This is a genomic window from Streptomyces sp. A 4/2 (assembly GCF_940670765.1).
GTDB lineage: Bacteria > Actinomycetota > Actinomycetes > Streptomycetales > Streptomycetaceae > Streptomyces.
Genome location: NZ_CALNVW010000019.1, coordinates 85,359 through 108,882, shown reverse-complemented (window position 1 = coordinate 108,882; position 23,524 = coordinate 85,359). Strand labels below are relative to the sequence as shown.

Annotated in this window: 23 protein-coding genes; 9 read left to right on the top strand and 14 right to left on the bottom strand. The window is 69.9% G+C overall.

Annotated features, from left to right (window positions below):
* Nucleotides 1–73: 73 nt before the first annotated feature.
* From NBY69_RS13105 to NBY69_RS13090, 4 genes are all read right to left on the bottom strand, one after another.
* Nucleotides 74–478 carry a PPOX class F420-dependent oxidoreductase gene (locus NBY69_RS13105; RefSeq protein WP_250301002.1) on the bottom strand — a complete coding sequence of 135 codons (405 nt, stop codon included), beginning with the start codon at nt 476–478 and terminating at the stop codon, nt 74–76.
* A 116-nt stretch (nt 479–594) separates the two neighbouring features.
* On the bottom strand, nt 595–1,113 hold the full coding sequence (gene ispF, locus NBY69_RS13100; protein WP_250301001.1) for a 2-C-methyl-D-erythritol 2,4-cyclodiphosphate synthase: 519 nt from the start codon (nt 1,111–1,113) through the stop codon (nt 595–597).
* A complete protein-coding gene (ispD, locus tag NBY69_RS13095; RefSeq protein ID WP_374211268.1) occupies nt 1,103–1,897 on the bottom strand; it encodes a 2-C-methyl-D-erythritol 4-phosphate cytidylyltransferase in 795 nt (264 codons plus the stop codon). Before ispD ends, ispF begins: the two co-directional genes overlap by 11 nt.
* 327 nt (nt 1,898–2,224) lie before the next feature.
* Nucleotides 2,225–2,707 carry a CarD family transcriptional regulator gene (locus NBY69_RS13090; RefSeq protein ID WP_006380568.1) on the bottom strand — a complete coding sequence of 161 codons (483 nt, stop codon included), beginning with the start codon at nt 2,705–2,707 and terminating at the stop codon, nt 2,225–2,227.
* A gap of 606 nt (nt 2,708–3,313) precedes the next feature.
* Here NBY69_RS13090 and NBY69_RS13085 point away from each other — a divergent pair.
* On the top strand, nt 3,314–3,976 hold the full coding sequence (locus NBY69_RS13085; RefSeq protein WP_250301000.1) for a DUF461 domain-containing protein: 663 nt from the start codon (nt 3,314–3,316) through the stop codon (nt 3,974–3,976).
* 97 nt (nt 3,977–4,073) lie between these two features.
* Here NBY69_RS13085 and NBY69_RS13080 read toward each other — a convergent pair whose 3' ends face one another.
* Nucleotides 4,074–4,754 (bottom strand): response regulator transcription factor, encoded by a 681-nt coding sequence (locus NBY69_RS13080; protein WP_102918029.1) that lies wholly within the window; start codon nt 4,752–4,754, stop codon nt 4,074–4,076.
* Nucleotides 4,751–6,019 carry a cell wall metabolism sensor histidine kinase WalK gene (locus NBY69_RS13075; protein ID WP_250300999.1) on the bottom strand — a complete coding sequence of 423 codons (1,269 nt, stop codon included), beginning with the start codon at nt 6,017–6,019 and terminating at the stop codon, nt 4,751–4,753. Before NBY69_RS13075 ends, NBY69_RS13080 begins: the two co-directional genes overlap by 4 nt.
* 238 nt (nt 6,020–6,257) lie before the next feature.
* Between NBY69_RS13075 and phoU the strand changes: the two genes are divergently transcribed.
* Together phoU and NBY69_RS13065 are read left to right on the top strand one after the other, a co-directional pair.
* Nucleotides 6,258–6,938: a phosphate signaling complex protein PhoU gene (gene phoU / locus NBY69_RS13070; protein ID WP_250300998.1), complete on the top strand. Its 681-nt coding sequence runs from the start codon at nt 6,258–6,260 to the stop codon at nt 6,936–6,938.
* A 99-nt stretch (nt 6,939–7,037) separates the two neighbouring features.
* Nucleotides 7,038–7,187: a hypothetical protein gene (locus tag NBY69_RS13065; RefSeq protein WP_250300997.1), complete on the top strand. Its 150-nt coding sequence runs from the start codon at nt 7,038–7,040 to the stop codon at nt 7,185–7,187.
* A gap of 104 nt (nt 7,188–7,291) precedes the next feature.
* On the opposite strand, the gene NBY69_RS13060 is transcribed toward NBY69_RS13065, so the two are convergent.
* Nucleotides 7,292–8,677, bottom strand: coding sequence for an LPXTG cell wall anchor domain-containing protein (locus NBY69_RS13060; RefSeq protein WP_250300996.1), 1,386 nt, complete (start codon nt 8,675–8,677; stop codon nt 7,292–7,294).
* A 374-nt stretch (nt 8,678–9,051) separates the two neighbouring features.
* On the opposite strand from NBY69_RS13060, the gene NBY69_RS13055 reads away from it, so the two are divergent.
* On the top strand, nt 9,052–10,218 hold the full coding sequence (locus NBY69_RS13055) for a hypothetical protein (RefSeq protein ID WP_250300995.1): 1,167 nt from the start codon (nt 9,052–9,054) through the stop codon (nt 10,216–10,218).
* A gap of 323 nt (nt 10,219–10,541) precedes the next feature.
* Here NBY69_RS13055 and NBY69_RS13050 read toward each other — a convergent pair whose 3' ends face one another.
* Nucleotides 10,542–11,303, bottom strand: a complete 762-nt coding sequence (locus NBY69_RS13050) for a phosphoglyceromutase (RefSeq protein WP_250300994.1) — start codon at nt 11,301–11,303, stop codon at nt 10,542–10,544.
* Nucleotides 11,304–11,486: 183 nt separating this feature from the next.
* Between NBY69_RS13050 and NBY69_RS13045 the strand changes: the two genes are divergently transcribed.
* Together NBY69_RS13045 and NBY69_RS13040 are read left to right on the top strand one after the other, a co-directional pair.
* The gene (locus NBY69_RS13045) at nt 11,487–12,860 is read left to right on the top strand and encodes an MFS transporter (protein WP_250300993.1); all 1,374 of its coding nucleotides are present in this window, start codon (nt 11,487–11,489) and stop codon (nt 12,858–12,860) included.
* A gap of 94 nt (nt 12,861–12,954) precedes the next feature.
* Nucleotides 12,955–13,503, top strand: coding sequence for a GNAT family N-acetyltransferase (locus tag NBY69_RS13040; protein WP_250300992.1), 549 nt, complete (start codon nt 12,955–12,957; stop codon nt 13,501–13,503).
* A 70-nt stretch (nt 13,504–13,573) separates the two neighbouring features.
* On the opposite strand, the gene NBY69_RS13035 is transcribed toward NBY69_RS13040, so the two are convergent.
* The 4 genes from NBY69_RS13035 to mshA form a co-directional block, all read right to left on the bottom strand.
* A complete protein-coding gene (locus tag NBY69_RS13035; RefSeq protein ID WP_250300991.1) occupies nt 13,574–14,158 on the bottom strand; it encodes a GNAT family N-acetyltransferase in 585 nt (194 codons plus the stop codon).
* A gap of 256 nt (nt 14,159–14,414) precedes the next feature.
* Complete coding sequence (locus NBY69_RS13030) at nt 14,415–16,130, bottom strand: glycoside hydrolase family 55 protein (protein ID WP_250301345.1); 1,716 nt, start codon at nt 16,128–16,130, stop codon at nt 14,415–14,417.
* Between the two features lie 214 nt (nt 16,131–16,344).
* Complete coding sequence (locus NBY69_RS13025) at nt 16,345–16,851, bottom strand: YbjN domain-containing protein (RefSeq protein WP_250300990.1); 507 nt, start codon at nt 16,849–16,851, stop codon at nt 16,345–16,347.
* The gene (gene mshA, locus NBY69_RS13020) at nt 16,844–18,193 is read right to left on the bottom strand and encodes a D-inositol-3-phosphate glycosyltransferase (protein WP_250300989.1); all 1,350 of its coding nucleotides are present in this window, start codon (nt 18,191–18,193) and stop codon (nt 16,844–16,846) included. Before mshA ends, NBY69_RS13025 begins: the two co-directional genes overlap by 8 nt.
* Before the next feature lie 150 nt (nt 18,194–18,343).
* Between mshA and NBY69_RS13015 the strand changes: the two genes are divergently transcribed.
* The 3 genes from NBY69_RS13015 to NBY69_RS13005 all read left to right on the top strand — a co-directional run bounded on the left by NBY69_RS13015 (nt 18,344) and on the right by NBY69_RS13005 (nt 22,208).
* Entirely contained in the window at nt 18,344–19,156 is an 813-nt protein-coding gene (locus NBY69_RS13015) for a class I SAM-dependent methyltransferase (protein ID WP_250300988.1), read from the top strand.
* A gap of 263 nt (nt 19,157–19,419) precedes the next feature.
* The gene (locus NBY69_RS13010; RefSeq protein ID WP_250300987.1) at nt 19,420–20,523 is read left to right on the top strand and encodes an NlpC/P60 family protein; all 1,104 of its coding nucleotides are present in this window, start codon (nt 19,420–19,422) and stop codon (nt 20,521–20,523) included.
* A gap of 455 nt (nt 20,524–20,978) precedes the next feature.
* Nucleotides 20,979–22,208: a PP2C family protein-serine/threonine phosphatase gene (locus NBY69_RS13005; RefSeq protein WP_250300986.1), complete on the top strand. Its 1,230-nt coding sequence runs from the start codon at nt 20,979–20,981 to the stop codon at nt 22,206–22,208.
* 61 nt (nt 22,209–22,269) lie between these two features.
* Here the strand turns inward: NBY69_RS13005 and NBY69_RS13000 are convergent, their stop codons facing one another.
* Both NBY69_RS13000 and NBY69_RS12995 read right to left on the bottom strand, forming a co-directional pair.
* On the bottom strand, nt 22,270–22,611 hold the full coding sequence (locus NBY69_RS13000) for a DUF2516 family protein (RefSeq protein ID WP_250300985.1): 342 nt from the start codon (nt 22,609–22,611) through the stop codon (nt 22,270–22,272).
* A 160-nt stretch (nt 22,612–22,771) separates the two neighbouring features.
* A complete protein-coding gene (locus NBY69_RS12995) occupies nt 22,772–23,464 on the bottom strand; it encodes a hypothetical protein (RefSeq protein ID WP_250300984.1) in 693 nt (230 codons plus the stop codon).
* Between the last annotated feature and the right edge of the window lie 60 nt (nt 23,465–23,524).

Sequence of the window (23,524 nt, the reverse complement as noted above, 5' to 3'; positions counted from 1 at the left end):
GTGCTGCGGAGCAGCCCCGGGCGGGCCGTCCGGCCCGGTGGCTGCCGGGTGAACGCCGACCGGGCGGCAGCGCTCAGATCCGGCCCACGACCTTGCGCGGGGTGATCCGGACGACCACCCGCGGGCCGTCGTGGGCGGAGTCCGGGTTGAACTCCGCGTACGACTTGCCCTGGTACTTCTGCGACAGCTCGTCGATCAGCTCCTGGCTGCCCTCGGTGGTGAGCGTCGCGGTGCCGCGGATCTCGGCGTACGCGTACGGGTTGTCGGCGGGCTGCACCAGCACCGTCACCCGCGGGTCGCGGCGCAGGTTCTTCTCCTTGCGGCGGTCCACGGTCGTCGAGATCAGGACGTCGTTCCCGTCCCGTTTCACCCAGACCGGTGACACCTGCGGGCTGCCGTCGGGCTGGATGGTGGCGATGCTGACGAATACGGGACCGTCGAGGAGCTTCTTGAGCTCGTCACTGAGTACGGCAGACACGGGGCTGGCCTCCTGGGGGTGAGCGGGGTGTGACCCATGCCTACCCCGGGCGGGACGGTTGCCTACCCGACCCGGACGGTTGCCTACCCCGCCCGGGACACCGTTGCGCCTACCGCCTACCCGGCCTGGGGCCGTTCCGTACGGACGACGAGCGCGGTCGCCACGGCGGCGAGCCCCTCGCCCCGGCCGGTGAACCCGAGTCCGTCGCTGGTGGCGGCGGAGACCGAGACGGGCGCGCCGACGGCCCCGGAGAGGACCTTCTGCGCCTCTTCCCTGCGCTTGCCGATCTTCGGCCGGAGACCGATGACCTGGACGGCCACGTTGCCGATGGCGAAGCCCTCGGCGCGGACGATCCTGGCGGCCTCGGTGAGCAGCGTCAGCCCGGAGGCACCGGACCACTCGGGGCGGCCGGTGCCGAAGTGGGCCCCGAGGTCACCGAGGCCCGCGGCGGAGAACAGCGCGTTGCAGGCGGCGTGCGCGACGACATCGGCGTCGGAGTGCCCGGCGAGGCCGGAGCCCTCCCCCTCCCAGCGGAGACCGGCACACCACAGCTCACGGCCCTCCTCGAAGGCGTGGATGTCGGTGCCGATACCGACCAGCGGCAGCGTCGGAACGGCGGACTGCTCAGTAGCCATCGTTGGCCCTCCTACGGGCGAGAACCGCCTCGGCCAGGACCAGGTCCAGCGGCCTGGTCACCTTGAACGCCTCTTCGTGCCCGGGGACCACCACGACCTGCACCCCCAACTGTTCGACCATGCTCGCGTCGTCGGTGACGTCGTGCGTGACCGTGGCGTGCGCGCGGGCGAGCAGCGCACGGTCGAAGCCCTGCGGTGTCTGTACGGCGCGGAGCCTGGCCCGCTCCGGGGTGGCGACGACCGGCTCGGGCGCGCCGTCGGGCCGCGGGTCGACCTGCTTGACGGTGTCGGCGAGCGGCAGGGCGGGAACGACCGCGGGCGCCCCGTCCCGTACGGCTTCGATCACCGCGTCCACCGTGTCCACCGGGACGAGCGGCCGGGCCGCGTCGTGGACCAGGACGGTGGAGACGGTCGCGGGCAGTACGGAGATCCCCAGCCGGACCGACTCCTGGCGGGTGTCACCGCCGGGTACGACGACGACCTCCGTACCGGGCGGGCAGCCGTGTTCGCCGAGCAGCTTCTCGACCTCGGGGGCGCCGTCCGGCGGGGCCACCACGACGACCAGCGTGACGGCACGCGATCCGGCCATCGCCCGGACGGCGTGGACCAGCATGGGAGTCCCGTGGAGGGCGCGCAGCGCCTTGGGGGCGCCGGGGCCCAGCCGTACACCGCGGCCGGCGGCGGGAATCACCGCGGCGGTGAGGTGGCCGGATCCGCTCGGGGAGGTACTCGGAGCGCCCGACCGGACGCTCGGGGAGAGGTTGGGCGGGACGCTCGGCGGCACGCTCGGAAAATCGCCCGGGAAATCGCCGCGCGATTCGTCCCCGGCTTCGTCTGACATCGGTTGCGCGTTCAGGGTTTGTGTCCTCAGCCGACATGGGTATGGCCACAAGCGTGCCGGGCGCGACGCCCTGACCGGCCCCTTCCGTGACGACTGGTCGAGTCGGCATCCCGGGCCCGGCACACCAGGCAGCGCTCAGGCGGCACTGCTCAGGGAGTACTGCTCAAGAAGCGTTGATCCACAGAAAACAACATGCCGCAGCACCCGACGACACACGGAAGGTCATTCCATGTCGTCAACGGGCACCACGGCATTTCGATGCGTCATGCGTCAGGACGCGAGGACCTCGTCGAGCAGAGCCTCGGCCTTGTCTTCGTTCGTGTTCTCCGCAAGAGCGAGCTCGCTCACCAGGATCTGGCGGGCCTTGGCGAGCATCCGCTTCTCACCTGCGGAAAGTCCGCGCTCACGCTCACGACGCCACAGGTCGCGCACGACTTCGGCGACCTTGATGACATCGCCGGAGGCGAGTTTCTCAAGATTTGCCTTGTAACGGCGGGACCAGTTCGTGGGCTCTTCGGCGTACGGTGCACGAAGCACCTCGAAGACCCGGTCCAGCCCTTCCTGACCAACCACGTCGCGTACGCCTACGAACTCCGCATTGTCCGCCGGCACACGAACAGTCAAGTCGCCCTGGGCGACCTTGAGCACCAAGTAGGTCTTGTCCACGCCTTTGATCTGGCGAGTTTCGATAGCCTCGATCAGCGCGGCCCCGTGATGGGGATAGACCACGGTGTCGCCAACCTTGAACGTCATGTGACAGGTACCCCTTCCGTGGCTATCCAGGGTAACACGAGAACGGCTTCTTCTGAATGACGTTTTCGCAGGTCAGGGCATATCTCGGGGCTTGACAACAGCAACAGGAACGTGCTGCGGACGGCTTCCGGAAGACGGTATTCGCAGGTCGGAGCCGCTCTGCGGGCGAACAGAAACGCACAACCTACAGGGTTCCGAACCTCCCTCACAGGGGGCTAACGTCCCGATTTGCCAGATTCCAAACAGTGAACTTCGCTACGTCTGTTCGGTTGCCGATCACCCGTACGGACGCAATCCGGAATTGATCACTACCGAGATCACGGAGGAGATCACGAAGCAGATCACGAAGGAGATCACCGCGCGCCGCAAGAGGGTTTTCCGTAAGGAATACGTGGCGCCCCGGAGAATTGATCACCCGCGATATGTGAACACCGTACGAAGCCGCACGATCGGGCAACCGCGGGGTACCGGTACCCCGCCTGGGGCGGGTCGGGTGCGAGCCCGCGACAACGGCTCGGTAACCTGAGCGCGCTGACACACCCTTAGGGAGGCTTTACACCCTCCCGCCCCCGCCTCTGTCCGAACGTCCTAGGAGAAGCCGCCGCCGTGAGCTGCAGCCTTCGACGCGGCGTCCTCGCCGCTTCTGCCATCGTGGTCTCGATCGCCTCCCTGTCCGCCTGCGCCGCGGGCAACGACGCCGCGACGATCGAGGTCAAGCCGGACAACGCCGCCACCTCCGTCGGCGTCATCAAGGTCCAGAACGCGACGGTGATCACCCAGCCGAAGGCCGACGTCGAGGGTCCCGCCGTCATCTCCGCGACGCTCTTCAACAACGGCAGCACGAACCAGACCCTCGACGACATCTCGATCGCGGGCTCCACTTCCCTGGTGAAGATCACCCCCGCCAAGGGTTCGGGCCAGGTCGTCGTGCCCGCGCACGGTTCGGTCCTCATCGGCGGCAAGAACCACGCCGCCGCCGTGCTCGCCGACGGCCGCAAGGCAGCCGCGGACGGCAGCACCCAGAACCTGGTCTTCCAGTTCAGCGAGACCGGCAAGGTCCCGCTGACGGCGTACGTCGTCCCGGCGACCAGCTACTTCACCGGCTTCGGTCCGAGCAGCCTGCCCACGGCGCCCGCCACGCCCGGCACGCCGGTGAACCCGACCGGCACCCCGTCCGGCAAGGGCACCCCGAACGGGACCATCCCCTCGAACTCGGTGCCGCCGAACAAGGCGACCCCCTCCGACTCGGCCACCGCGACGATCGGCTGACCCGGTCCACGTACGCATACGGAGGTGCCCCCGCCGGAACGGTCCGGCGGGGGCACCTCCGTATGCAGCCGTACGGCATACGGGCGTACGGGTCGGTCTACGGCTCGAACTTGTAGCCCAGGCCCCGGACCGTCACCAGATACCTGGGCGCACCCGGGTCCGGCTCGATCTTGGCGCGCAGCCTCTTCACGTGGACGTCCAGGGTCTTGGTGTCGCCGACGTAGTCCGCGCCCCAGACCCGGTCGATCAGCTGCATCCGGGTCAGCACCCGGCCCGCGTTCCTGAGCAGCATCTCCAGCAGGTCGAACTCCTTCAGCGGCAGGTCGACCTTGGCGCCGGAGACCGTGACGACGTGGCGGTCCACGTCCATCCGGACCGGGCCGGCCTCCAGGGCCGCCGGGGAAACCTCCTCCGGCTCGCCGCGGCGGCGCAGGACCGCGCGGATGCGCGCGACCAGCTCCCGCGAGGAGAACGGCTTGGTGACGTAGTCGTCGGCTCCTATTTCCAGGCCGACCACCTTGTCGATCTCGCTGTCCTTCGCCGTCACCATGATCACCGGGACGTTGGAGCGCCCGCGCAGCTGGCGGCAGACCTCCGTACCGGGCAGCCCCGGCAGCATCAGGTCGAGCAGGACGAGGTCGGCGCCGTTGCGCTCGAACTCGTCGAGGCCGTCGGGTCCCGTGGCCGCGATGGCGACCTCGAAACCTTCCTTGCGGAGCATGTAGGACAGGGCGTCGCTGAAGGATTCCTCATCCTCGACGACAAGCACTCGGGTCACGGAAGGACCTCCGGGGCAGGAATGGGATCAGCGGAAAGGAAGGTCGCGTACGGCTGGTCGTCGTCCACGTCGACGACGTCCGGCCCTGAATCCTTGCGGCTGCGGCCGTTGCGCGTGGCACCGGCTTCCGGCAGCCGCAGGGTGAACGTGGAGCCCTGGCCCTCCGAGCTCCACACCGTGACCTCCCCGCCGTGCGAGGCGGCCACGTGTTTGACGATGGCGAGGCCCAGGCCCGTGCCGCCGGTGGCCCGCGAACGGGCCGGGTCGACGCGGTAGAAGCGCTCGAAGATCCGCTCCCGGTCCTTCTCGGAGATGCCGAGCCCCTGGTCGGTGACGGCTATCTCGATGAAGTCCCCGCCCGGGGCGGAGGCGCGGCGGGCCGCGATGCCGACCCGGGTGCGGGCCGGTGAGTAGTTGACCGCGTTCTCGACGAGATTGCCGAGGGCGGCGGCGAGCTGCGACCGGTTGCCCCAGACGTGCAGGTCGGCGGTGCCGCCTGCCGCCATGGTGATGTGTTTGGTACCTGCCTGATGACGGCAGCGGTCGATGGCCTCGGCCACCAGGACATCGACCCGGACCGGCTCGGCGTCCTCCAGCGGGTCGTCGTTCTGCACCCGGGAGAGGTCGATGAGTTCCTGGACCAGATTGGTGAGCCGGGTCGCTTCGATCTGCATCCGGCCCGCGAACCGGGTGACCGCCTCGGGGTCGTCGGACGCGTCCATGACCGCTTCGGAGAGCAGCGAGAGCGCGCCGACCGGGGTCTTGAGCTCATGGCTCACGTTGGCGACGAAGTCCCGCCGGACCGCTTCGATACGACGGGCCTCGGTGAGGTCCTCGACGAGCAGCAGTACCAGCCGGGAGCCCAGCGGTGCGACGCGGGCGGAGACCGCGAGGGCCTCGCCCCGGCCGGTGCCCCGGCGGGGCAGGTCCAGTTCGACCTGTCGTATCTCCCCGTCGCGCCGGGTGTCACGGGCCATGTGGAGCATGGGCTCCACGGCCAGCTTGCCGCCCCTGACCAGCCCCAGGGCGTACGCCGCCGAGCTTGCCTTGACCACCGAGTCGCTCTCGTCGAGCACCACGGCGGACGAGCTGAGCACCGAGAGAACCGTGTCGACGCCGGGCGGCAGCACGTCGCCGGTGTGCAGGGAGGTCCGGGTGGGGCGGGCCTGATCGCGCTCGCTCCAGCGGAACGCCAGCACGCCGATCACGCCGGTGCACAGCCCGACGATCGCGCTTGCTGCGGCGACCGCCGCGTTCACGTCCATGCCACAAGGTTATGCGGCCCCACCGGCACATCCCCAGCCAAATGGGTGCCCGCTCGAACGTTCGTCGCCCAGAGTTCACCGAGGGGACAGGGTCGATTCACTTGGGGTGACTGAAACGGACGCGTGCCGCCCGCACCGTGGAAGCGTGGGGGCCGGACAGCTGCAGGACGCCTCCGGACAGTGTCGGCTCCAGTCGGCTTCCGTCGGTTGCAGTCGGTCGTACAAGAGAGGAAACCCAATGCGGGACGCGTACCACGAGGAACTGGACTCGATCGGCGAAGGTCTGGTCGAGATGGCCCGGCTCGTCGGTTCGGCGATCGGCCGGGCCACGACCGCGATGCTCGACGCCGATCTCAAGCTCGCCGAGAGCGTGATCGCCGCCGATCAGAAGGTCGACGACCTCCAGCACGACCTCGAAGCACGGGCCATCGCCCTGCTGGCCCGGCAACAGCCCGTCGCCACGGATCTGCGCATCGTGGTCACCTCGCTGCGGATGAGCGCCGACCTGGAGCGCTCGGGCGACCTGGCCCAGCATGTCGCGAAGCTCACACGGCTCCGCTACCCGGAACGTGCCGTTCCGAACGATCTGCACGCCACGATCCTGGAAATGGGTCAGCTCGCGCAGCGGCTGATGGCGAAGGCGGCGGAGGTCATCATCACGATGGACGTCGACCTGGCCCTCCAGCTGGAGACGGACGACGACGAGATGGACCTGCTGCACCGGACGCTCTTCCAGCACCTGATGGACGACCGCTGGAAGCACGGCATCGAGACGGCGGTGGACGTCACGCTCCTCGGCCGCTACTACGAGCGGTTCGCCGACCACGCGGTGTCGGTGGCCAAGCGCGTGGTGTACCTGGTGACGGGCGAGCACGCGGACGAACTCCAGTCCGCCCCGGCGCAGGTCGAGGGGGCGTGAACGGCGCGCTTGCGCGTATGCGCCGTTGATGCGCCCCGCCGGGATGGGTATGGGATGGCAGAGGCAGTACGACCTCGTATGTCTGATCAGGAGGAACCCATGGCCGATTCCCCCGTCACCGATTCCCAGCAGGAAGCCGCTGTCGAAGTGCACCACCTGCGCGTTCTCGGCGCCTGCGGCTGCGGCTCGGGCTGCGGCTGCGGCTGCCAGTCGGGAGCACCGTGCCAGTGCGGCGGGTGCCACGGCTGACGCGCGCCGTTCCGTAGGGCGGTTCCGTACAACCGGGAGAGCCCCGTCCAGCGCCTGTTCAGGCCTGATGGACGGGGCTCTCCGTGCGCGAACGGTCAGTACGGTCAGTGACGTCGCTGGTAGCGGCGCCTCCGGGTGAACAGCACCGCACCGAGGGCGCTGAGTACGACGGCGACGCCACCCATCAGCGTGAACGAGTCACCGGTGTCGGCCAGTTCACCGCCGGCGCCAGCGTCTCCGCCGCCGGTTCCGCCGTTGTCGCCGTATGCGCCGCCGTTGTCGCCACCGCTGGCGCCGCTGCCGCCACCGCTGTCGCCGTAGGCGCCGCCGTTGTCGCCACCGCCGCTGGAACCGCCGTTGGAACCACCGCCGTTGGAGCCACCACTGTCGCCGTAGGCTCCGCCGTCATCCGAGGGCACCGAGCCCGAGGGGGACGGGCTCTCACTCTCCGACGGCGAAGGCGAAGGGCTCTCGCTCTCGGACGGCGAGGGAGACGGCGAAGGACTCTCACTCTCGGACGGCGACGGAGACGGACTCTCACTCTCCGAAGGGGACGGAGACGGACTCTCACTCTCGGACGGGGACGGGGACGGACTCTCACTCTCGGACGGCGACGGAGACGGACTCTCACTCTCCGAAGGGGACGGAGAAGGGCTTTCACTCTCCGACGGCGACGGGGACGGACTCTCACTCTCCGAGGCCGAAGGTGACGGCGACGGAGACGGCGACTCCGGATTGCAGCGGGCGTGCACCTCTCCCAGACGGGCACCCGCGATCGGCCCGTCGTAGACCACGGCCCCCGACGTGTCGCGCAGCACCCCGGTCACCGACACGTCGAACCATGCCTCGGCCTCGTACGCCCCCGGCGTCTGGATCTCACCGCCCGGTACGACGTGGTGCGTGAAGACCACCCGCAACGTGCTGTCTCCCAGGGTGTCGGGCTGGTTCAGCTCGGCCCCGGTGACCGGGAGCTCCGTGGTGCCGACGTCCACGCGGTGGCCCAGTACCGCGATCTGCTGTCCGTCCGTGTGCGCGTAGGCGAGGGCGTACGGGCCGAACGGCGGCGGGGTGCACTCCGCGTACGTGTTCAGCGAGCCGATCGCACCGCTGGGGTTCGTGGAGATGAGATCCAGCCCGTGCAGGCTGATCACGATTCCCGCCGCGTCCACCTTCGCGTAGTGCTTGGCGTCGGTGATCGAGGTGGTCACGGCGTGCGTGCCGTCCTGGTAGTAGGCCAGCACCCCGTCCGGGTCGGAGAAGTCGCCGGTGTCCTCGCCGCCGTTCAGGGGCGGCGATCCCGCCGTGCCGTACGTCCCGTGGAACGCGGACGCATGCAGTGCGGCCACCCGGGAGATGTCCAGGTGGATCAGGGCGGCGCTGGTGTCGCCCGCAGGGGCGGCAGCGGCTCCGGCCCGTTCGGCCCCCGGGTACACGAGCAGCAGCCCGGTCAGCGCCGCCGCGGTCGCGGTCCCGGCTGCGACCACCGGCACGGGACCGACGAATAGCCCTTTTCTGCGTTCTTTATTCACATATGACACATATCGCACAAAAAGCCCCCTGCCCGTGATTGCGTCACGGGCAGGGGGCCCTTCCGGGCGGAATTACTTCTTCTCGCCCTGGTCTTGCGACCAATCCGGGTCGAGCCGGCCCTTCGCTGGTCGGCGCAGCAGGTCCTCGGACGTGCGTGACGGGGGTGGCCTTACGGGTGCCGAGAGTGCTGCCTCTTCGACATTCACTTGCCGGGGTGAGCAGCTCTGCTCCGACAGCAACGGCTGATTGCGCAGCACCCCGCACGCTTGCGGGCTGCACGCTTTGCGCGCTCGGACCACCGTCCGAGCGATATACCCGCGGGGAGCGCGTGTCCGTGCGCACCGAACACACCATCACTTTTAACTTAACGCTCATGAAACCTCACTTCCTGTCACCATTGACCCGGGGGTTGTCGGCGTTGACAGCCGCCGTGGCCCTCTCGGTCACGGCTGCCGCAGGCGCCGCCTCGGCCGATGGGACGTTCCTCGGCCGTCTGCACACCGTGCGTGAGATTGCCTCCACGGTCCCCGCGAACGGCGACGTGAACCCCTACGGCACGGCCGTGGTCGCGCGCGACGCCGGGAGGCTCCACCGAGGCAACGTGCTGGTCAGCAACTTCAACAACAGCCAGAACCAGCAAGGCACGGGCACCACACTGGTCCAGATCAGCCCGCGGGGCACCGCCAAGCTGTTCGCCCGGATCGATCCGCGCCGCCTGCCCGGCCGATGCCCCGGCGGCGTGGGGCTCACCACCGCCCTGAGCATCCTGCCCGGCGGGTGGGTGGTGGTCGGCAGCCTGCCGACCACCGACGGCACATCCGCCACCGCCCGGGCAGGTTGCCTGCTGGTACTCGACAGCCACGGCAAGGTCCGCGAGACGCTCGCCGGAGGCGGCATCAACGGACCCTGGGACATGACCGCCGCGAGCCACGGCGACCGTACCGACCTGTTCGTCACCAACGTGCTCAACGGCACTGTGGCGGGCGGCGGCAACGAAGTGGACCGGGGCACCGTCCTGCGCATCACCCTCAAGCGCCATGGCAACCGGCCGCCGCAGCGGCTGAGGACCACCAGGATCGGCTCGGGTTTCGCCCAGAAGACCGACCCCGCCGCCCTGGTGATCGGCCCGACAGGCGTAGGCCTTGCCAAGAACGGCTCGCTCTACGTTGCTGACACGGTCAAGAACCGGATCACCGTCATCCCGCGCGCACTGTCCCGGGGATCCAGCGCCGGCACCGGCCGGGTCGTCAGCAGCGGCGGCCGGCTCAACGGCCCCCTCGGCCTGGCCATCGCACCCAACGGCCACATCCTGACCGTCAACAGCGGTGACGGCAACATCGTCGAGACCACACCGAGGGGTCGCCAAGTGGCGTTCCGGCAACTCGACAACAGCGGCTCCCCGCCCGGCGCGGGCGCGCTGTTCGGCCTTGCGGTGGACTTGGACTGTGACGCCGTGTACTTCGTCGACGACGCCACCAACTTCCTCAACGTCCTGCGCTGACGTCCTGCGCTGATCCACGAGCAGCACCAGAGGCCCCGGATCTCTCCGGGGCCTCTGGCGTGTGCGCCCCGGATCTCTCCACTCCGGGGCCTCTGGCCGAGGCCACCCCCGGCGGCGGATCGGTCTACCGCCTCCCGGCCGCGCCCGGTAGGGCAATACGGGGCAGGGCCCGGACCGCGCATCGCGGTCCGGGCCCTGCCCCGTGCGGTGCCGCCCTGCGGCGGCGGTGCGCCAGCTCTGTGCGGTGCCGTCGCCCGCCTGCCCGGCTGAAAAGCCCCCCACCACACGGAGAACCCGCAGGTGGGGGGCTTACAGCTGGCTGGTTACTTCTTCTTGCCCTGGTTCTTCACGGCCTCGATGGCCGCCGCAGCGGCGTCCGCGTCGAGGTACGTGCCACCGGCCTTGACCGGCTTGAAGTCCGCGTCCAGCTCGTACACGAGCGGGATGCCGGTCGGGATGTTGAGTCCCGCGATGTCCGCGTCCGAGATGCCGTCGAGGTGCTTCACCAGGGCGCGCAGCGAGTTGCCGTGGGCGGCGACCAGGACCGTGCGGCCGGCGAGCAGGTCGGGGACGATGTCGTCGTACCAGTACGGCAGCATCCGCTCGACGACGTCCTTGAGGCACTCGGTGCGCGGGCGCAGCTCCGGCGGGATCGTCGCGTAACGGGGGTCGTCGCTCTGCGAGTACTCCGCGCCGTCCTCCAGGGGCGGCGGCGGGGTGTCGTACGAGCGGCGCCACAGCATGAACTGCTCCTCGCCGAACTCCGCGAGCGTCTGCGCCTTGTCCTTGCCCTGGAGCGCGCCGTAGTGCCGCTCGTTCAGGCGCCAGGAGCGGTGCACGGGGATCCAGTGGCGGTCCGCGGACTCCAGCGAGAGCTGGGCGGTGCGGATGGCGCGCTTCTGGAGCGACGTGTGCACGACATCGGGGAGCAGGCCGGCGTCCGTGAGCAGCTCACCGCCGCGGACCGCCTCCTTCTCGCCCTTCTCGGTGAGATTGACGTCCACCCAACCGGTGAACTGGTTCTTCGCGTTCCATTCACTCTCGCCGTGGCGGAGGAGGATCAGCTTGTACGGTGCGTCGGCCATGGTCCCGAGCCTAATCCACCGCCCTTGCGCACAGCTGAACGGCCGGGGAACCGAGGGATGGGCGGCCCCCCGGTCAGAAGGATTGACGGCCCTCGTCAATCGGGTGGCGGGCGCGACGCGCGCGCACGTAACCTCCCAGAGTTCGTAGCGCCACTTACATGTATCTGTCCTGGGGGAAGCCCAATGCCGTCCACAGCCGGTCGTACCGCCGGTCTCACCGGTCTCAGACGCGCCGCACGGGAGAGCGTCTCCGGTCTGCCCCGGGAGTTCTGGTGGCTGTGGACCAGCACCCTGATCAACCGGCTCGGCGCGTTCGTCGCCACCTTCATGGCGCTCTACCTCACCCTCGACCGCGGCTACTCGGCCTCGTACGCGGGCCTGGTCGCCTCCCTGCACGGCCTCGGCGGGGTCGCCTCGTCGCTCGGCGCCGGGGTCATGACGGACCGGCTCGGGCGGCGCCCCACGCTCCTCGTCGCGCAGGTCTCGACAGCCCTCTCGGTGGCGCTGCTCGGCTTCATGCACGACCCGGTGGCCATCGCGGGCGTCGCCTTCCTCGTCGGCATGGCGTCGAACGCCTCGCGCCCGGCCGTGCAGGCGATGATGGCCGACATCGTGAAGCCGCAGGACCGGGTGCGCGCGTTCTCCCTCAACTACTGGGCCATCAACCTCGGGTTCGCGGTCTCCTCGGCGCTCGCGGGCTTCGTCGCCCAGTACAGCTATCTGGCGGGCTTCCTCGGCGAGGCGGCGCTGACCCTGGTCTGCGCCGTCGTGGTCTTCCTGAAGCTGCCGGAGTCGCGGCCGGTCCGTACGGCGGTGGAACAGGCCACCGAGTCGGCGGTCCGGCTGGGGACCGTCCTGCGCGACGGCCGTTTCATGAGCGTCGTCGGCCTGTCCTTCGTGGTCGCGCTGATCTTCCAACAGGCCTCGGTGGGCCTCCCGGTGGCGATGGGCAAGGCGGGCTTCAGCAGCGCCGATTACGGGATGGCCGTGGCCGTCAACGGTGTGCTGATCGTGGTCCTCCAGATCCCGGTGACCCGCTTCATCGAACACCGGGACCCGCGCCGCCTGTTGATCATCTCCTCGGTGCTGGCGGGTTACGGATTCGGGCTGACCGCGTTCGCCGGTTCCCTCGGGCTGTACGCGCTGACGGTCTGCGTCTGGACCCTCGCCGAGATCGTCAACGCACCGACCCAGACAGGGTTGGTGGTCCGCCTCTCCCCCGTCCATGGACGCGGTCGCTACCAGGGCATGTACTCGACGTCCTGGGCCGTGGCGGCCCTGGTCGCGCCGCTGCTCTCCGGTTTCGTGATCGACCGGTACGGGGCGGAGTGGCTCTGGGCGACCTGCGCCGTCCTGGGCACGGCCGCGGCGGTCGGCTACTGGCTGCTGATGCGGAACCTGCCGCCGGAGCCGCATCTGGTGGTCTCGCCCAAGTCCCCCGCTACGACGGCAACTACGGCGGCCACGGCGGCCACGACGACCACTACAGCAACGGCAGCAACGGCAGCAACGGCCGAGCAGAACGGCGCCGCCGTGGTGAGTGCGCCGGTCGAGTAGTTGCTCCGGTTCGACGGCATCGGGATCCTACTGGCAGCTGAGGCCGACGGGTTCAGACGCTCCTGCCCTGCGGACGTGCGATAACTTGCCCGCCATGACTGGACTCGGACACGTCGCCTGGCCACCCGCCCCGATAAAGACCGAACGGCTCGTGCTCCGTGAGCCCGAGGCCCGGGACCGTGCGGCGCTCATCGAGCTGTTCGCCTCGCCGGAGGTGGGCACCTACATCGGTGGCCACCGATCGCGTGATGAGCTCGAACGCACGGTGCCTGAGGCACCCCGGCGACGTCCCGGCCTGTTCGTGACCGATCTCGACGGAGCGATGATCGGCATGATCGAGCTCAACCGGCGCGACGCGGAGCACCGGAGCCAGGTCCGTCCGGATGCCGGAGAGGCCGAACTCGGCTACCTGTTCCTGCCGGAGGCCTGGGGACATGGGTACGCCGCCGAGGCGTGCACAGCGGCACTCGACTGGTTCACCGGCGCACTTCCCGGCGAGCCGGTGGTACTCATCACCCAGACCGCCAACGCCCGCTCGATGCACCTCGCGGCGAAGCTGGGGTTCACCGAGGTGCAGCGGTACGAGGAGTACGGCGCCGAGCAGTGGCTCGGCGTCCGGTCCCCGGACACGCTGCCTGCTTAGACGGACCAGACGGACCAGACGGACCAGAGGGACCAGAGGGATCGCAGACGGACCAGCCGGACCAGACGGATCAGCGGGCCCTCTTGGCAGCGACCCTGGCGCGCAGCTTGTCGCGGACCGTGGGCCACTCGTCTGCGAGCAGGCTGTAGTAGAGCGAATCGCGGCGGGTTCCGTCCTGACGCCGCATATGACTGCGCAGGGTTCCTTCGTGGACCAGGCCGAGGCCGGTCAAGGCGCGCTGGGAACGCAGGTTGAGATTGTCGGTGCGCAGGGCGAGCCTGGCGAGTCGCAGGTCGTCGAAGGCATGGCCGAACAACAGCAGCTTGGACTCGGCGTTGTAGGGACCTCCCCAGCAGGAACGGTCGAACCAGGTCGCGCCGATCTCAGCGCGGCTCTCGGCCAGGTCGAGGTCGTACAGACTGGTCGAACCGATCACGACGTCGTCGTCACAGCGCTGCACGGCGAAGCACCGCCTGGACGGATCCGCTGTCATCCGGCTGAGCAGCGCGCGCATCTGTAACAGGCTTTCAGGGCGCGGCCGGGGCATCCATTGCCATACCTCCGGGTCGGATGCGGAGGGCAGGAGGGCTTCTGCGTGGTCGGTGGACAGCGGCACGAGGCGGACGGTGCGGCCGACGAGAGGGCTGTTGTTCACCGCGACACAGTAGAGCCTTGCCGGCCACGGTTCGGCGTAACGAGGTCGCTGCCGCCCTCACTCCGGGGAAGCGTGCCGCGTTCGAAAGCGGCACGCGTGAAGGCGAGTTGGAGCGGTCGCAGGCGTAGTACGAGCCGAGCCCCCGCACGCCGTTCCCCCCACCCCGCATCAGGAGCGGCCCGACCCCGTCGTCCCGGATCGGGCCGCTCCCGGTCGTGCGGCAAGCGCTCTCGGCTGTGCGTCCGAACGTCCCGGATCAGCGCAGGCCGCGCTGGGCCTCGTACAGATTGACCGGACGTACCGACTCCGGCGCCCCGTACGCCTCCAGGCGGGAGTGCAGATCGCCGGTGAAGTCCGGTACGTCGATCTGGCCGAACGGGCTGACCGTGCTGATCCCGACGCTCGCGCTGTACGGGGCCAGACCGTCGATCTTCATCAGGCCCTCGCGGCCGTTGGTGACCCGGATGTTCCAGTGCGTGAAGCGGGCGCCGAAGAGCGGTCCCGCCGAGTCGTCGCCGCCGTGCCGCCCGTCGTTGTTCACGGTGATGTCGGTACGGACGTTGGCGAACGGCAGCCCCCGGTGCGAGTCGAAGGTGCCCATCTCCATCACGCCCCGCGACCAGACGTTGTGGCTGGACAGCCCCTCGACGTTGATGCCGTGCAACTGGGTGCCCGCGGGGGCCGGGACGGTGCGCTGCGCGATGGCGAAGTCCTCGACCAGGTTGTCGTGCGAGCCCTCCCGGCAGAAGTACGGGTGGTGCGAGCCGCGGCCCTCGACGCGGGTGCGGCGCAGCGTGGTGGCGGACGCCGCGACCAGCCCGAAGCCGTTGTCGACGTTACGGACGACGACGTCGTCGGCCCAGCAGTCGTAGGCGCACTGGAAGGCGACGCCGTTGTACCCCTTGTCGAGCAGGTGCTGGGACTGCGGGGTGAGGACCGCCTCCAGCGTGAGCCCCTCCACGGCGGACCCGGTCAGCGGCGCCACATGGGTGGTGAGGCGGGGGTCCCACTCGGGCCGGACGTCCAGCGGGAGGGGGCGTTCCAGGGTGACCTTGCGGCCGTGGACGGCGGTGATGCGTACCGGCCATTCGTACGGCACGTACGAGGTCAGCTTGGTCTTGTCGTCCCAGAAGTACGCCTCGGGCCCCGGGCCGCCGCCCGACATGTGCTCCAGGAGCGTGTGGTCGGCGTCGTCGGCGAGGCGGAGCAGGACGAGATCGCCGCGGCGCAGCCGTGCCGCGTCCCGGACGGTGACGGTGCGGTCGCCCTGCCGGGCGGGAGCGACGGTGGTGAGGGTGCGCCACTCGTCGCGCTTGTTGCCCGTCCACCCCTCGAAGGGCCAGGTCGCGGCCTCGATGGCGGCGGTCAGTGACGCGAAGCGCGCCTCGGGGCAGAGCCAGATCAGCCCGCCCGCCCAGGACCACGACGACTTGTCGCCGCCGTACCGGGACCCGTACGGGCCGATCAGTTCGGTGAGGTTCTTCGTCGCGTAGAGCTTGGTGCGGCCACTGCCCGCGCCGCGCAGAACGACGTTGCTGTGCCCGATCCGGATGAGGTCGTCGATGCGGAAGGTCCCTGCGGGGACGAGGACCGTGCCACCGCCGCGTTCGCCGGCAGCGGCGATGGCACGGTTGATCGCGGGCGCCGAGTCGGTGGAGCCGTCGGGCGTCGCACCGTGGTCCGTCACGTCGGCGACGACGGGGCGCCGGGGGAACCGGGCCTCGCCGCCGGTACGGCGTCCGGCGCGGCCGATGTACGGGATCTGGGGGTGGGTGTACGGGGTCCGGGCGAACTCGCGCCAGAGGGGGGTGACCGGAGTACGTCCTCCGGAGGGGGTCCCTCCACGGGGTACGGCCATGGCGGTTCCTCCCGTCGCGGTAACAGCCGCGGTGGCAGCCGCGATGGCTGTCGCGGTGCTGAGCAGTGTGCGTCTGCTGATGTTCGCCACGTTGTTCGCCACGTTGTCCGCCATGTTGTTCCCCACGAGCCAACCTCCATGGATGTGAACGAAGTTCATACATGCGTTGGCGGTGAGCATGCCATGGGGGGCGCAGGGCGGGGAAGGGTCGTGCAGGGGCGAAGCGGGCGGGCGCCTGCGGCGAGCTTTCGGGGGCTCTGCCCCCGGACCCCTGCTCCTCAATCGCCGGAGGGGCTTGGATGGGGGCGGCGCCCCGAAAGCACTGGCCTCAGCCCTCCGCGCCCGCGTCTTCGGCCCCGCGAGTCAGATGCGTGAACGCATCCAGGTTCCGCGTCGACTCCCCCCGCGACACCCGCCACGCGTACTCCCGCTTGATCGCCGCCGAGAAGCCCAGCTCCAGCAACGAGTTGAAGGGCCCGTCGGCCGCTTCGAGGACCGATCCGAGCAGCCGGTCGATCTCGTCCGGTGTGATCACGGACAGCGGCAGCTTCCCGACCAGATAGATGTCGCCGAGCTGATCGACCGCGTAACTCACCCCGTACAGCCGCAGATTCCGCTCCAGCAGCCACCGGTGCACCGCCGCGACGTTCTCGTCGGGGTGGCGGATCACGAACGCGTTGACCGACAGCGAGTGCTTGCCGACGATCAGCGAGCAGGTGGTGGAGAGCTTCCGGGTGCCGGGGAGTTTCACCACGTAGGAGCCCGGCTCGGGGCTCTCCCACTCCAGCTCGGCATCCTCGAACGCCTGCTCCATGACCTGTCGCACATCAGCCATGATGCGAGCGTACGCGACGGCGGTGTTCCTGCATCGCGGCCGTGTAGACCTCGGCCGTCGCCGCCGCGGCCGTGTCCCAGCCGAAGCGTCCGGCGTGCCGGGCCGCGGCGCCGCCCATCCGGTCGACCAGTTCCGGGCTGTCGATGAAGCGGCGCAGCGCCGCCGCGTACGCGGTCGGGTCGTGCCCGGGGATCAGGAAACCGGTCGACCCTTCCCGTACGGCGACGGGCAGCCCGCCGACCGCAGCCGCCACCACCGGCGTACCGGCCGCCTGGGCCTCGATCGCGACCAGCCCGAAGGATTCGTTGTACGACGGCATGACCAGCACGGACGCGGCCCGGAACCAGTCGGCGAGCTGATCCTGACCGACCGGCGGACAGAACCGGACGATGTCCGCGATACCGAGGCGCGCGGCCAGCTTCTGCAGGCCCTCCGGCTTGGCGAGACCGCTGCCGCTGGGACCGCCGACCACCGGTACGACCATCCGCGTCCGCAGCGAGGGATCCTGGTCGAGCAGGACCGCCACCGCGCGCAACAGGATGTCCGGCGCCTTGAGCGGCTGGATGCGCCCGGCGAAGAGCGGTACGAACGCGTCCCGCGGCAGGCCGAGCCGGGCGCGGGCGGCGGACCGGCCGTCGCCGGGGCGGAAGCGGTCGAGGTTCACACCGGGGTGGACGACGGCGACCTTGCCCCGTTCCGCCTCGTAGTGGCGGACCAGCTCGTCGGACTCCTCCGCGGTGTTGGCGATGAGCCGGTCGGCGGCCCGCACGATCTGGGTCTCGCCGATGACCCGCGCGGCGGGCTCGGGGCTGTCGCCCGCGGCGAGCGCGGCGTTCTTCACCTTGGCCATGGTGTGCATGGCGTGGACGAGCGGCGCGCCCCACCGCTCGGCCGCGAGCCAGCCGACATGGCCGGAGAGCCAGTAGTGCGAGTGCACGAGGTCGTAGTGGCCGGGCCGGTTGCCCGCCCAGGCCTGCATCACGCCGTGGGTGAAGGCGCACAGCTGGGCCGGCAGCTCCTCCTTGGCCAGGCCCTCGTACGGGCCCGCGTCCACGTGCCGTACGAGCACACCGGGCGCCAGCTCGACGAGCGGCGCCAGGCCGCCCGTGGTGGCGCGGGTGAAGATCTCGACCTCGATGTTGATCGCGGCGAGCCGCTTCGCCAGCTCGACGATGTAGACGTTCATCCCGCCCGCGTCGCCCGTGCCGGGCTGGTGCAGGGGGGACGTGTGCACGCTGAGCATGGCGATCCTGCGCGGTTTGCGATGCCCGGCGAACTTCAGCCTGGGGGGTCGCGCGGGTCCCGTGATCCGGCCGCCGAGCCGGGACACGTACTGGCTCACGTGGACGGTCCTCTCCTCGCGCGGGCACGGTCTACGCCAGGGCACGCGTACCTGCCCCGTCCCCTTCAGAGGTGTGGAACAGCAGAACACCGCCCCGCATTTCCTCTTTGCCGAATCATTACCATGACACGCCTCGCATACCCTCGTCCCATGACCCCGCCCGCCCCTCGCCCCACCGGCGCACGCCCCGTCGGCGCTGTGACCCGCGGGACCACCAACCCCAACCGGCTGCGCCGGATGGACCGCTGGATCGCCGCCGTGCACGGCCCCGCACTGCGCCGCTCGGACGACCCCGTAGTGGTGGATCTGGGGTACGGAGCCGCCCCCTGGACCGCCGTCGAACTGCTCCGGCGGCTGCGTGGGGCCGCTCCCGCCGCCGAGGTCGTGGGCATCGAGATCGAACCGGCCCGGGTCGCGGCGGCGAAGCCGTACGAGCAGCCGGGGCTGTCCTTCCGGCACGGCGGCTTCGAGGTGCCGCTGGACGGCCGCAGCCCGTCGCTGATCCGGGCGGCGAACGTACTGCGCCAGTACGACGAGGGCGAGGTCGCCGCCGTGTGGCAGCGGCTGTGCGCCCGGCTGGCGCCGGACGGGCTGCTGGTCGAGGGCACCTGCGACGAGATCGGGCGGCGGCAGGTCTGGGTGGCGCTCGGACCGGACGGCCCGCGCACGGTGACGTTCGCGACCCGGCTCGGCTCGCTGCACCAGCCGTCCGACCTCGCGGAGCGGCTGCCGAAGGCGCTCATCCACCGGAATGTTCCCGGTGAGCCGGTGCACGCCTTCCTGCGGGACTTCGACCGGGCGTGGGCGGCGGCGGCGCCGTACGCCTCGCTGGGCGCCCGGCAGCGCTGGATCACCGCGGCGCGCTCCCTCACCACCGACTGGCCGCTCACGGACGATGTCCGCCGGTGGCGCCAGGGCGAAGTCACGGTGGACTGGGCGGCGCTGGCACCACGTACGGGGTAACCAGGACCGCGTACGGGGCAACCGGCACCACGTACGGGGTATCCGGCACCACGTACGAGGTATCCGGCGGGCCGTCGGGAACCTGGGGCGGGTGCCGTTCGTCGGACGAAGCAGAGACACCGCACGAAGGCTGATGCGGCGCAGGAACACGGGTGGGGCTGGGGAGTTGTTGTACACCTCTGTCGCATTCGCGCAGGGCATGGCAATATCGCGCCAACGTCACCTAAGTTACTGACGGTAAATCAGCTCTGGAGGGGGAGCTCGTGAACCGACGCCGCTGTGCCGCCGCCGCGATCACACTGGTCTGCGGACTGACCGCGCTGACCGTACCGACGACCGCGTACGCCGCCCCCAAGCCGCCCCATTCTTCGGGCACTTCCGGCTCTTCGGACACTTCCGGCTCTTCCGGCTCCCACAAGGCGCCGTCGTCGAAGAAGAGCCTCGAAGAGGTGCGCAAGGAGATCGACGACCTCTACCGCAAGGCCGGGGCCGCCACCGACGCGTACAACCTCGCCAAGGAACAGTCCGAGAAGCAGTCGTCGCAGATCGTCGAACTCGCCAAGTCCATCGTCAAGGGTCAGGCGAGGATCGACCAGCTCAAGACCCAGGCGGGCGCCGAGGCCCGCGCCCAGTACCGGGACGCCGGACTGCCGCCCGCCGCGCAGCTGATGCTCAGCGGCAACCCGGACAACTTCCTGGACGGCGCCGACCGGCTGCGCGCGGGGCAGCAGGCACAGAAGAACCTGCTGGCCGAAATGGACAGGACCCAGCAGGACTTGAAGACGTACACCCAGGACGCCAGCGACCAGTGGCAGAAGCTGGAGTCCAACCGCAAGAAGCAGGCGAAGACCAAGAAGGACATCGACCAGAAGATCAGCGCCGCCAAGAAGCTCGAATCGAGCCTGGCGAAGAAGGAACGCGAACGGCTCCGCAAGCTGGAGGACGAGCAGCAGTACAAGGCCCAGACGGCCTGGCTGAGTTCGGGCATCCTGAAGGAGATCAACAACAAGGCGAGCGCCCAGGGCAAGAAGGCCGTCCAGTTCGCCACGGCGCAGATCGGCAAGCCGTACAAGTGGGGCGCGGTGGGCCCGCAATCGTTCGACTGCTCCGGGCTGACCTCACAGGCGTGGGCGGCGGCCGGCCATCCCATTCCGCGTACCTCGCAGGAACAGTGGAAGCAGTTGCAGCACGTGGACGTGAAGGACATGCGCCCCGGCGACCTCATCATCTACTTCTCGGACGCGACCCATGTCGGGATGTACATAGGCGACGGCGCGATGATCAACGCGCCACGGCCCGGCAGGGACATCACGATCGGCGGGGCGGGCTCGATGCCGATCCTGGGCGTCGTCCGGCCGGACAAGTAGCCGCTGCCCGGCCCGGCGGGTAACCGCCGTCCGTAGGCGGGGCGGCGGCCAGGACCCGTCCGCCGCCCGGCCACGCGGCCGCACCGCCGACGCAGCCGCACCGTCCGGCACGACCGCCGCTCTCCCCTGCCGTCCGCTGTGTCCCTGTGTCCCTGTGTCCCTTGTGTCCTTGTGTCCCTTGTGTCCTTGTGTCCCTGTGTCCGACCGCACCTCCTGGTGCGTCCGACATCACCCCCGTGTCGTCCGTCACCCCGCGTCCGCCCGGCCGCGGAGTGACGTTCGTCATGGACCCGACCACCGACAAACCGCCGGATGCGGGCCAGGAGGCGGCATATGACCCCGGCGATTTTCGAGGCGCCATTCCGCTGGGGCCGCGCTAACCGCTATGGTCCCCGTCTGGTGAGGCGTCGACTGGCGCCCCACTGCCCTCGGGGGGAGGGAAGGAAACCGAAGCGATGGAGAGCGGTCAGGCCGTTCTGCCCCACCAGACCAGGGGACCGGACACCACCGGCAGCACCGACCTCACGCTGCTGGTGATCGAGAACGACCCTGCGGGCACCTTCACGGTCCCGGAGCTGCTCGACACTGCCGGAACCCGGGTACGCATCCGGACCGCGCGGAACCTCACCGAGGCCGAGCGGCTGCTCACCGACGACGTCCACTGCATCCTGCTGGACCTGGCGCTGCCGGGCGCGGACGAGGACGACGAGCTGTCCGTACTGCGCCATGTCCTGAAGCTCGCGCCCTGCCACGCCGTACTGGCACTGGCCCCGTCCGGCCATGTCGAGCGCGCGGCCCACGCGGTCCGGGTCGGGGCACAGGACTACCTGCTCCGCGACGAGCTGGACAGCCGTCTGCTGAGCCGGACCGTCCGGTACGCGGTAGAGCGCAAGCGCGCCGACACCGCGCACTACAAACTGGCCGAGTCCCGGCTGCGCGCCCAGGAGAACGCCCGCCTGGAGCGCGGTCTGCTCCCGACGCCGCTGCTGGAGGGTTCGGACCTGCGCTTCGCCGCGCGGTACCGCCCCGGCCGCTCCCGCGCCCTGCTCGGCGGTGACTTCTACGACGTGGTCCGCACCCCGGACGGTACGGTCCACGCGATGATCGGCGACGTCTGCGGCCACGGTCCCGACGAGGCGGCCCTGGGAGTGGAACTGCGCATCGCCTGGCGGGCGTTGACCTTCGCCGGGCTGTCCGGGGACGAACTCCTCAGCACGCTCCAGCAGGTCCTGGAACACGAGCGGGAGAGCGAGGAGCTCTTCGCGACGCTCTGCACGGTCGACATAGCACCGGACGGACAACGGGCCGGACTCTGCCTGGCCGGGCACCCCGCCCCGCTGATCTCCCGCAGCGACGGAAGGGCGCAGCTCTTCCCGTACGAGGACGGCGGCCCGGCCCTGGGCCTGCTGCCGCGCGCCCGCTGGCCACGCCGCCAGGTCGAACTGGGCGGCGCCTGGAACCTGTTGATGTACACGGACGGCCTGATCGAGGGCCGTATCGGCCAGGGCACCCAGCGCCTGGGCCAGGACGGCATGGTCGAGATGATCGACCGGCAGCTGACGGCGGGGCTGCGCGGCGAGAGCCTGCTGGAGGCGGCGGTGGCCGAGGTCCGCGACCTGAACGGCGACGAGCTGACGGACGACGTGGCGGTCCTGCTCCTGGAACGCAGGCGCGGCGACGCCTGAGCCGCCGGCCGGGTCGGCCCCCGCCGTAGTCGGGCCCGGCGCCCGCCGTCGCTCTTGAGGCTCAGCGCCCGCCGTTGTACGGACCGTACGGCCCGTCGCTGCTGGAGCCGCCGCCCCGGCGACCGCCACCACCGGTGATCTGCCGCACCGCGGGGCGCACGTCCACCATGTAGACGATGGTCGCGATCAGCCCGATGACCGGCAGGAACGACAGGATCGAGAACAGCCAGTTCACGACGAACGCGATGGCCAGGACGATCAGCCAGAACGGTTTGGTCTGCTTGCTCGCGGCCCGGTACGCGTCCTCACGGCGGATCGCCGCGTCCACCAGCGCGAAGCCACTGAAGAGGATCAGCGCCAAACTCAACAGCGACATGAATCCCGCGAAACCCTGCATCAGCACTGTGCCCACCGCCTGTTAGACCGGCCATCAACGCGGCCACGCTACCGGGAGAACGACCCGGGCACCGAGAAGATGCCCGGCCCGCTCCCCCGGCCACTCCTGAACTTCTGGACTCTTTCTGAACTCTTGAACTCGTACTCTTCCGCTCCAGTGCGGCGCTCTACTTCCCGGCGGGCGGCGTGGTCTTCTTCGCCGTCGCCTTACGCGGGGTGGTGCTGGTCTTCTTGGCCGCCGCGGGCTTGGCCACCGGCTTGGCCTCGGACTTCACGGTCTTCGGCGCGGGCTTGGGGCCCGGCTTCGGGGCGGTCCTGGGCTGAGCGATCCTGGCCTCGGCCTTGGGCCCGGCCTTCGACTCCGCCTTGGGCTCGGTCCGCGACCCGGCCTTCGGCCCGGCGGGAGCCTTGGACTCGGTGACCGTGCCGAACAGGACGAGATCGTCGGCCGCCTCACCACGCCACTGCCGTACGGACTGCTCACCGCGCTCGGCGACCTTCTCGTACGTCTCACGCGCCCGGACCGCGTACTCGGCAGCCATACCGATGCTCCGCAGCGCCAGGTCCTGCGCGGTCTCGCCGAGCTTCTTCAGATCGGTGTCGAACGTGCCGATCACCTCGGTGAACTTCGCGGAGACGGAGGCCTGCGCCTCCTTGGCCTGCGTGGCCACCCGGTCCTGAACGGTCCTGGGATCGGTGTTGCGCACCGCGTCGATACGTGCCGGTGCCTCGGTCTGGAACTTCTCGATCAGCGCCGGGACCTTCCTGGCCTGCTGCACGGCGATGTCGGCCGTACCGGCCGCGAAGTAGAGGGGGGTCGGGTCGGTGAGGGTCTTGCGCAGGTCATCGGTGATGGCCATGACTGTGGTCCTCCCGGATCAGTTCGGTATGTGTCTGTACGTGTCTGTGCGCGTCTGCGC

Bases quoted from the DNA above. Each gene is read 5' to 3' on its own strand.
- ispF (WP_250301001.1), bottom strand. From the start codon at position 1,113: ATGGCTACTGAGCAGTCCGCCGTTCCGACGCTGCCGCTGGTCGGTATC.
- NBY69_RS13090 (WP_006380568.1), bottom strand. From the start codon at position 2,707: ATGACGTTCAAGGTTGGCGACACCGTGGTCTATCCCCATCACGGGGCC.
- NBY69_RS13075 (WP_250300999.1), bottom strand. From the start codon at position 6,019: ATGGACGTGAACGCGGCGGTCGCCGCAGCAAGCGCGATCGTCGGGCTG.
- phoU (WP_250300998.1), top strand. From the start codon at position 6,258: ATGCGGGACGCGTACCACGAGGAACTGGACTCGATCGGCGAAGGTCTG.
- NBY69_RS13065 (WP_250300997.1), top strand. From the start codon at position 7,038: ATGGCCGATTCCCCCGTCACCGATTCCCAGCAGGAAGCCGCTGTCGAA.
- NBY69_RS13050 (WP_250300994.1), bottom strand. From the start codon at position 11,303: ATGGCCGACGCACCGTACAAGCTGATCCTCCTCCGCCACGGCGAGAGT.
- NBY69_RS13045 (WP_250300993.1), top strand. From the start codon at position 11,487: ATGCCGTCCACAGCCGGTCGTACCGCCGGTCTCACCGGTCTCAGACGC.
- NBY69_RS13040 (WP_250300992.1), top strand. From the start codon at position 12,955: ATGACTGGACTCGGACACGTCGCCTGGCCACCCGCCCCGATAAAGACC.
- NBY69_RS13030 (WP_250301345.1), bottom strand. From the start codon at position 16,130: ATGGCGGACAACGTGGCGAACAACGTGGCGAACATCAGCAGACGCACA.
- NBY69_RS13025 (WP_250300990.1), bottom strand. From the start codon at position 16,851: ATGGCTGATGTGCGACAGGTCATGGAGCAGGCGTTCGAGGATGCCGAG.
- NBY69_RS13015 (WP_250300988.1), top strand. From the start codon at position 18,344: ATGACCCCGCCCGCCCCTCGCCCCACCGGCGCACGCCCCGTCGGCGCT.
- NBY69_RS13005 (WP_250300986.1), top strand. From the start codon at position 20,979: ATGGAGAGCGGTCAGGCCGTTCTGCCCCACCAGACCAGGGGACCGGAC.
- NBY69_RS12995 (WP_250300984.1), bottom strand. From the start codon at position 23,464: ATGGCCATCACCGATGACCTGCGCAAGACCCTCACCGACCCGACCCCC.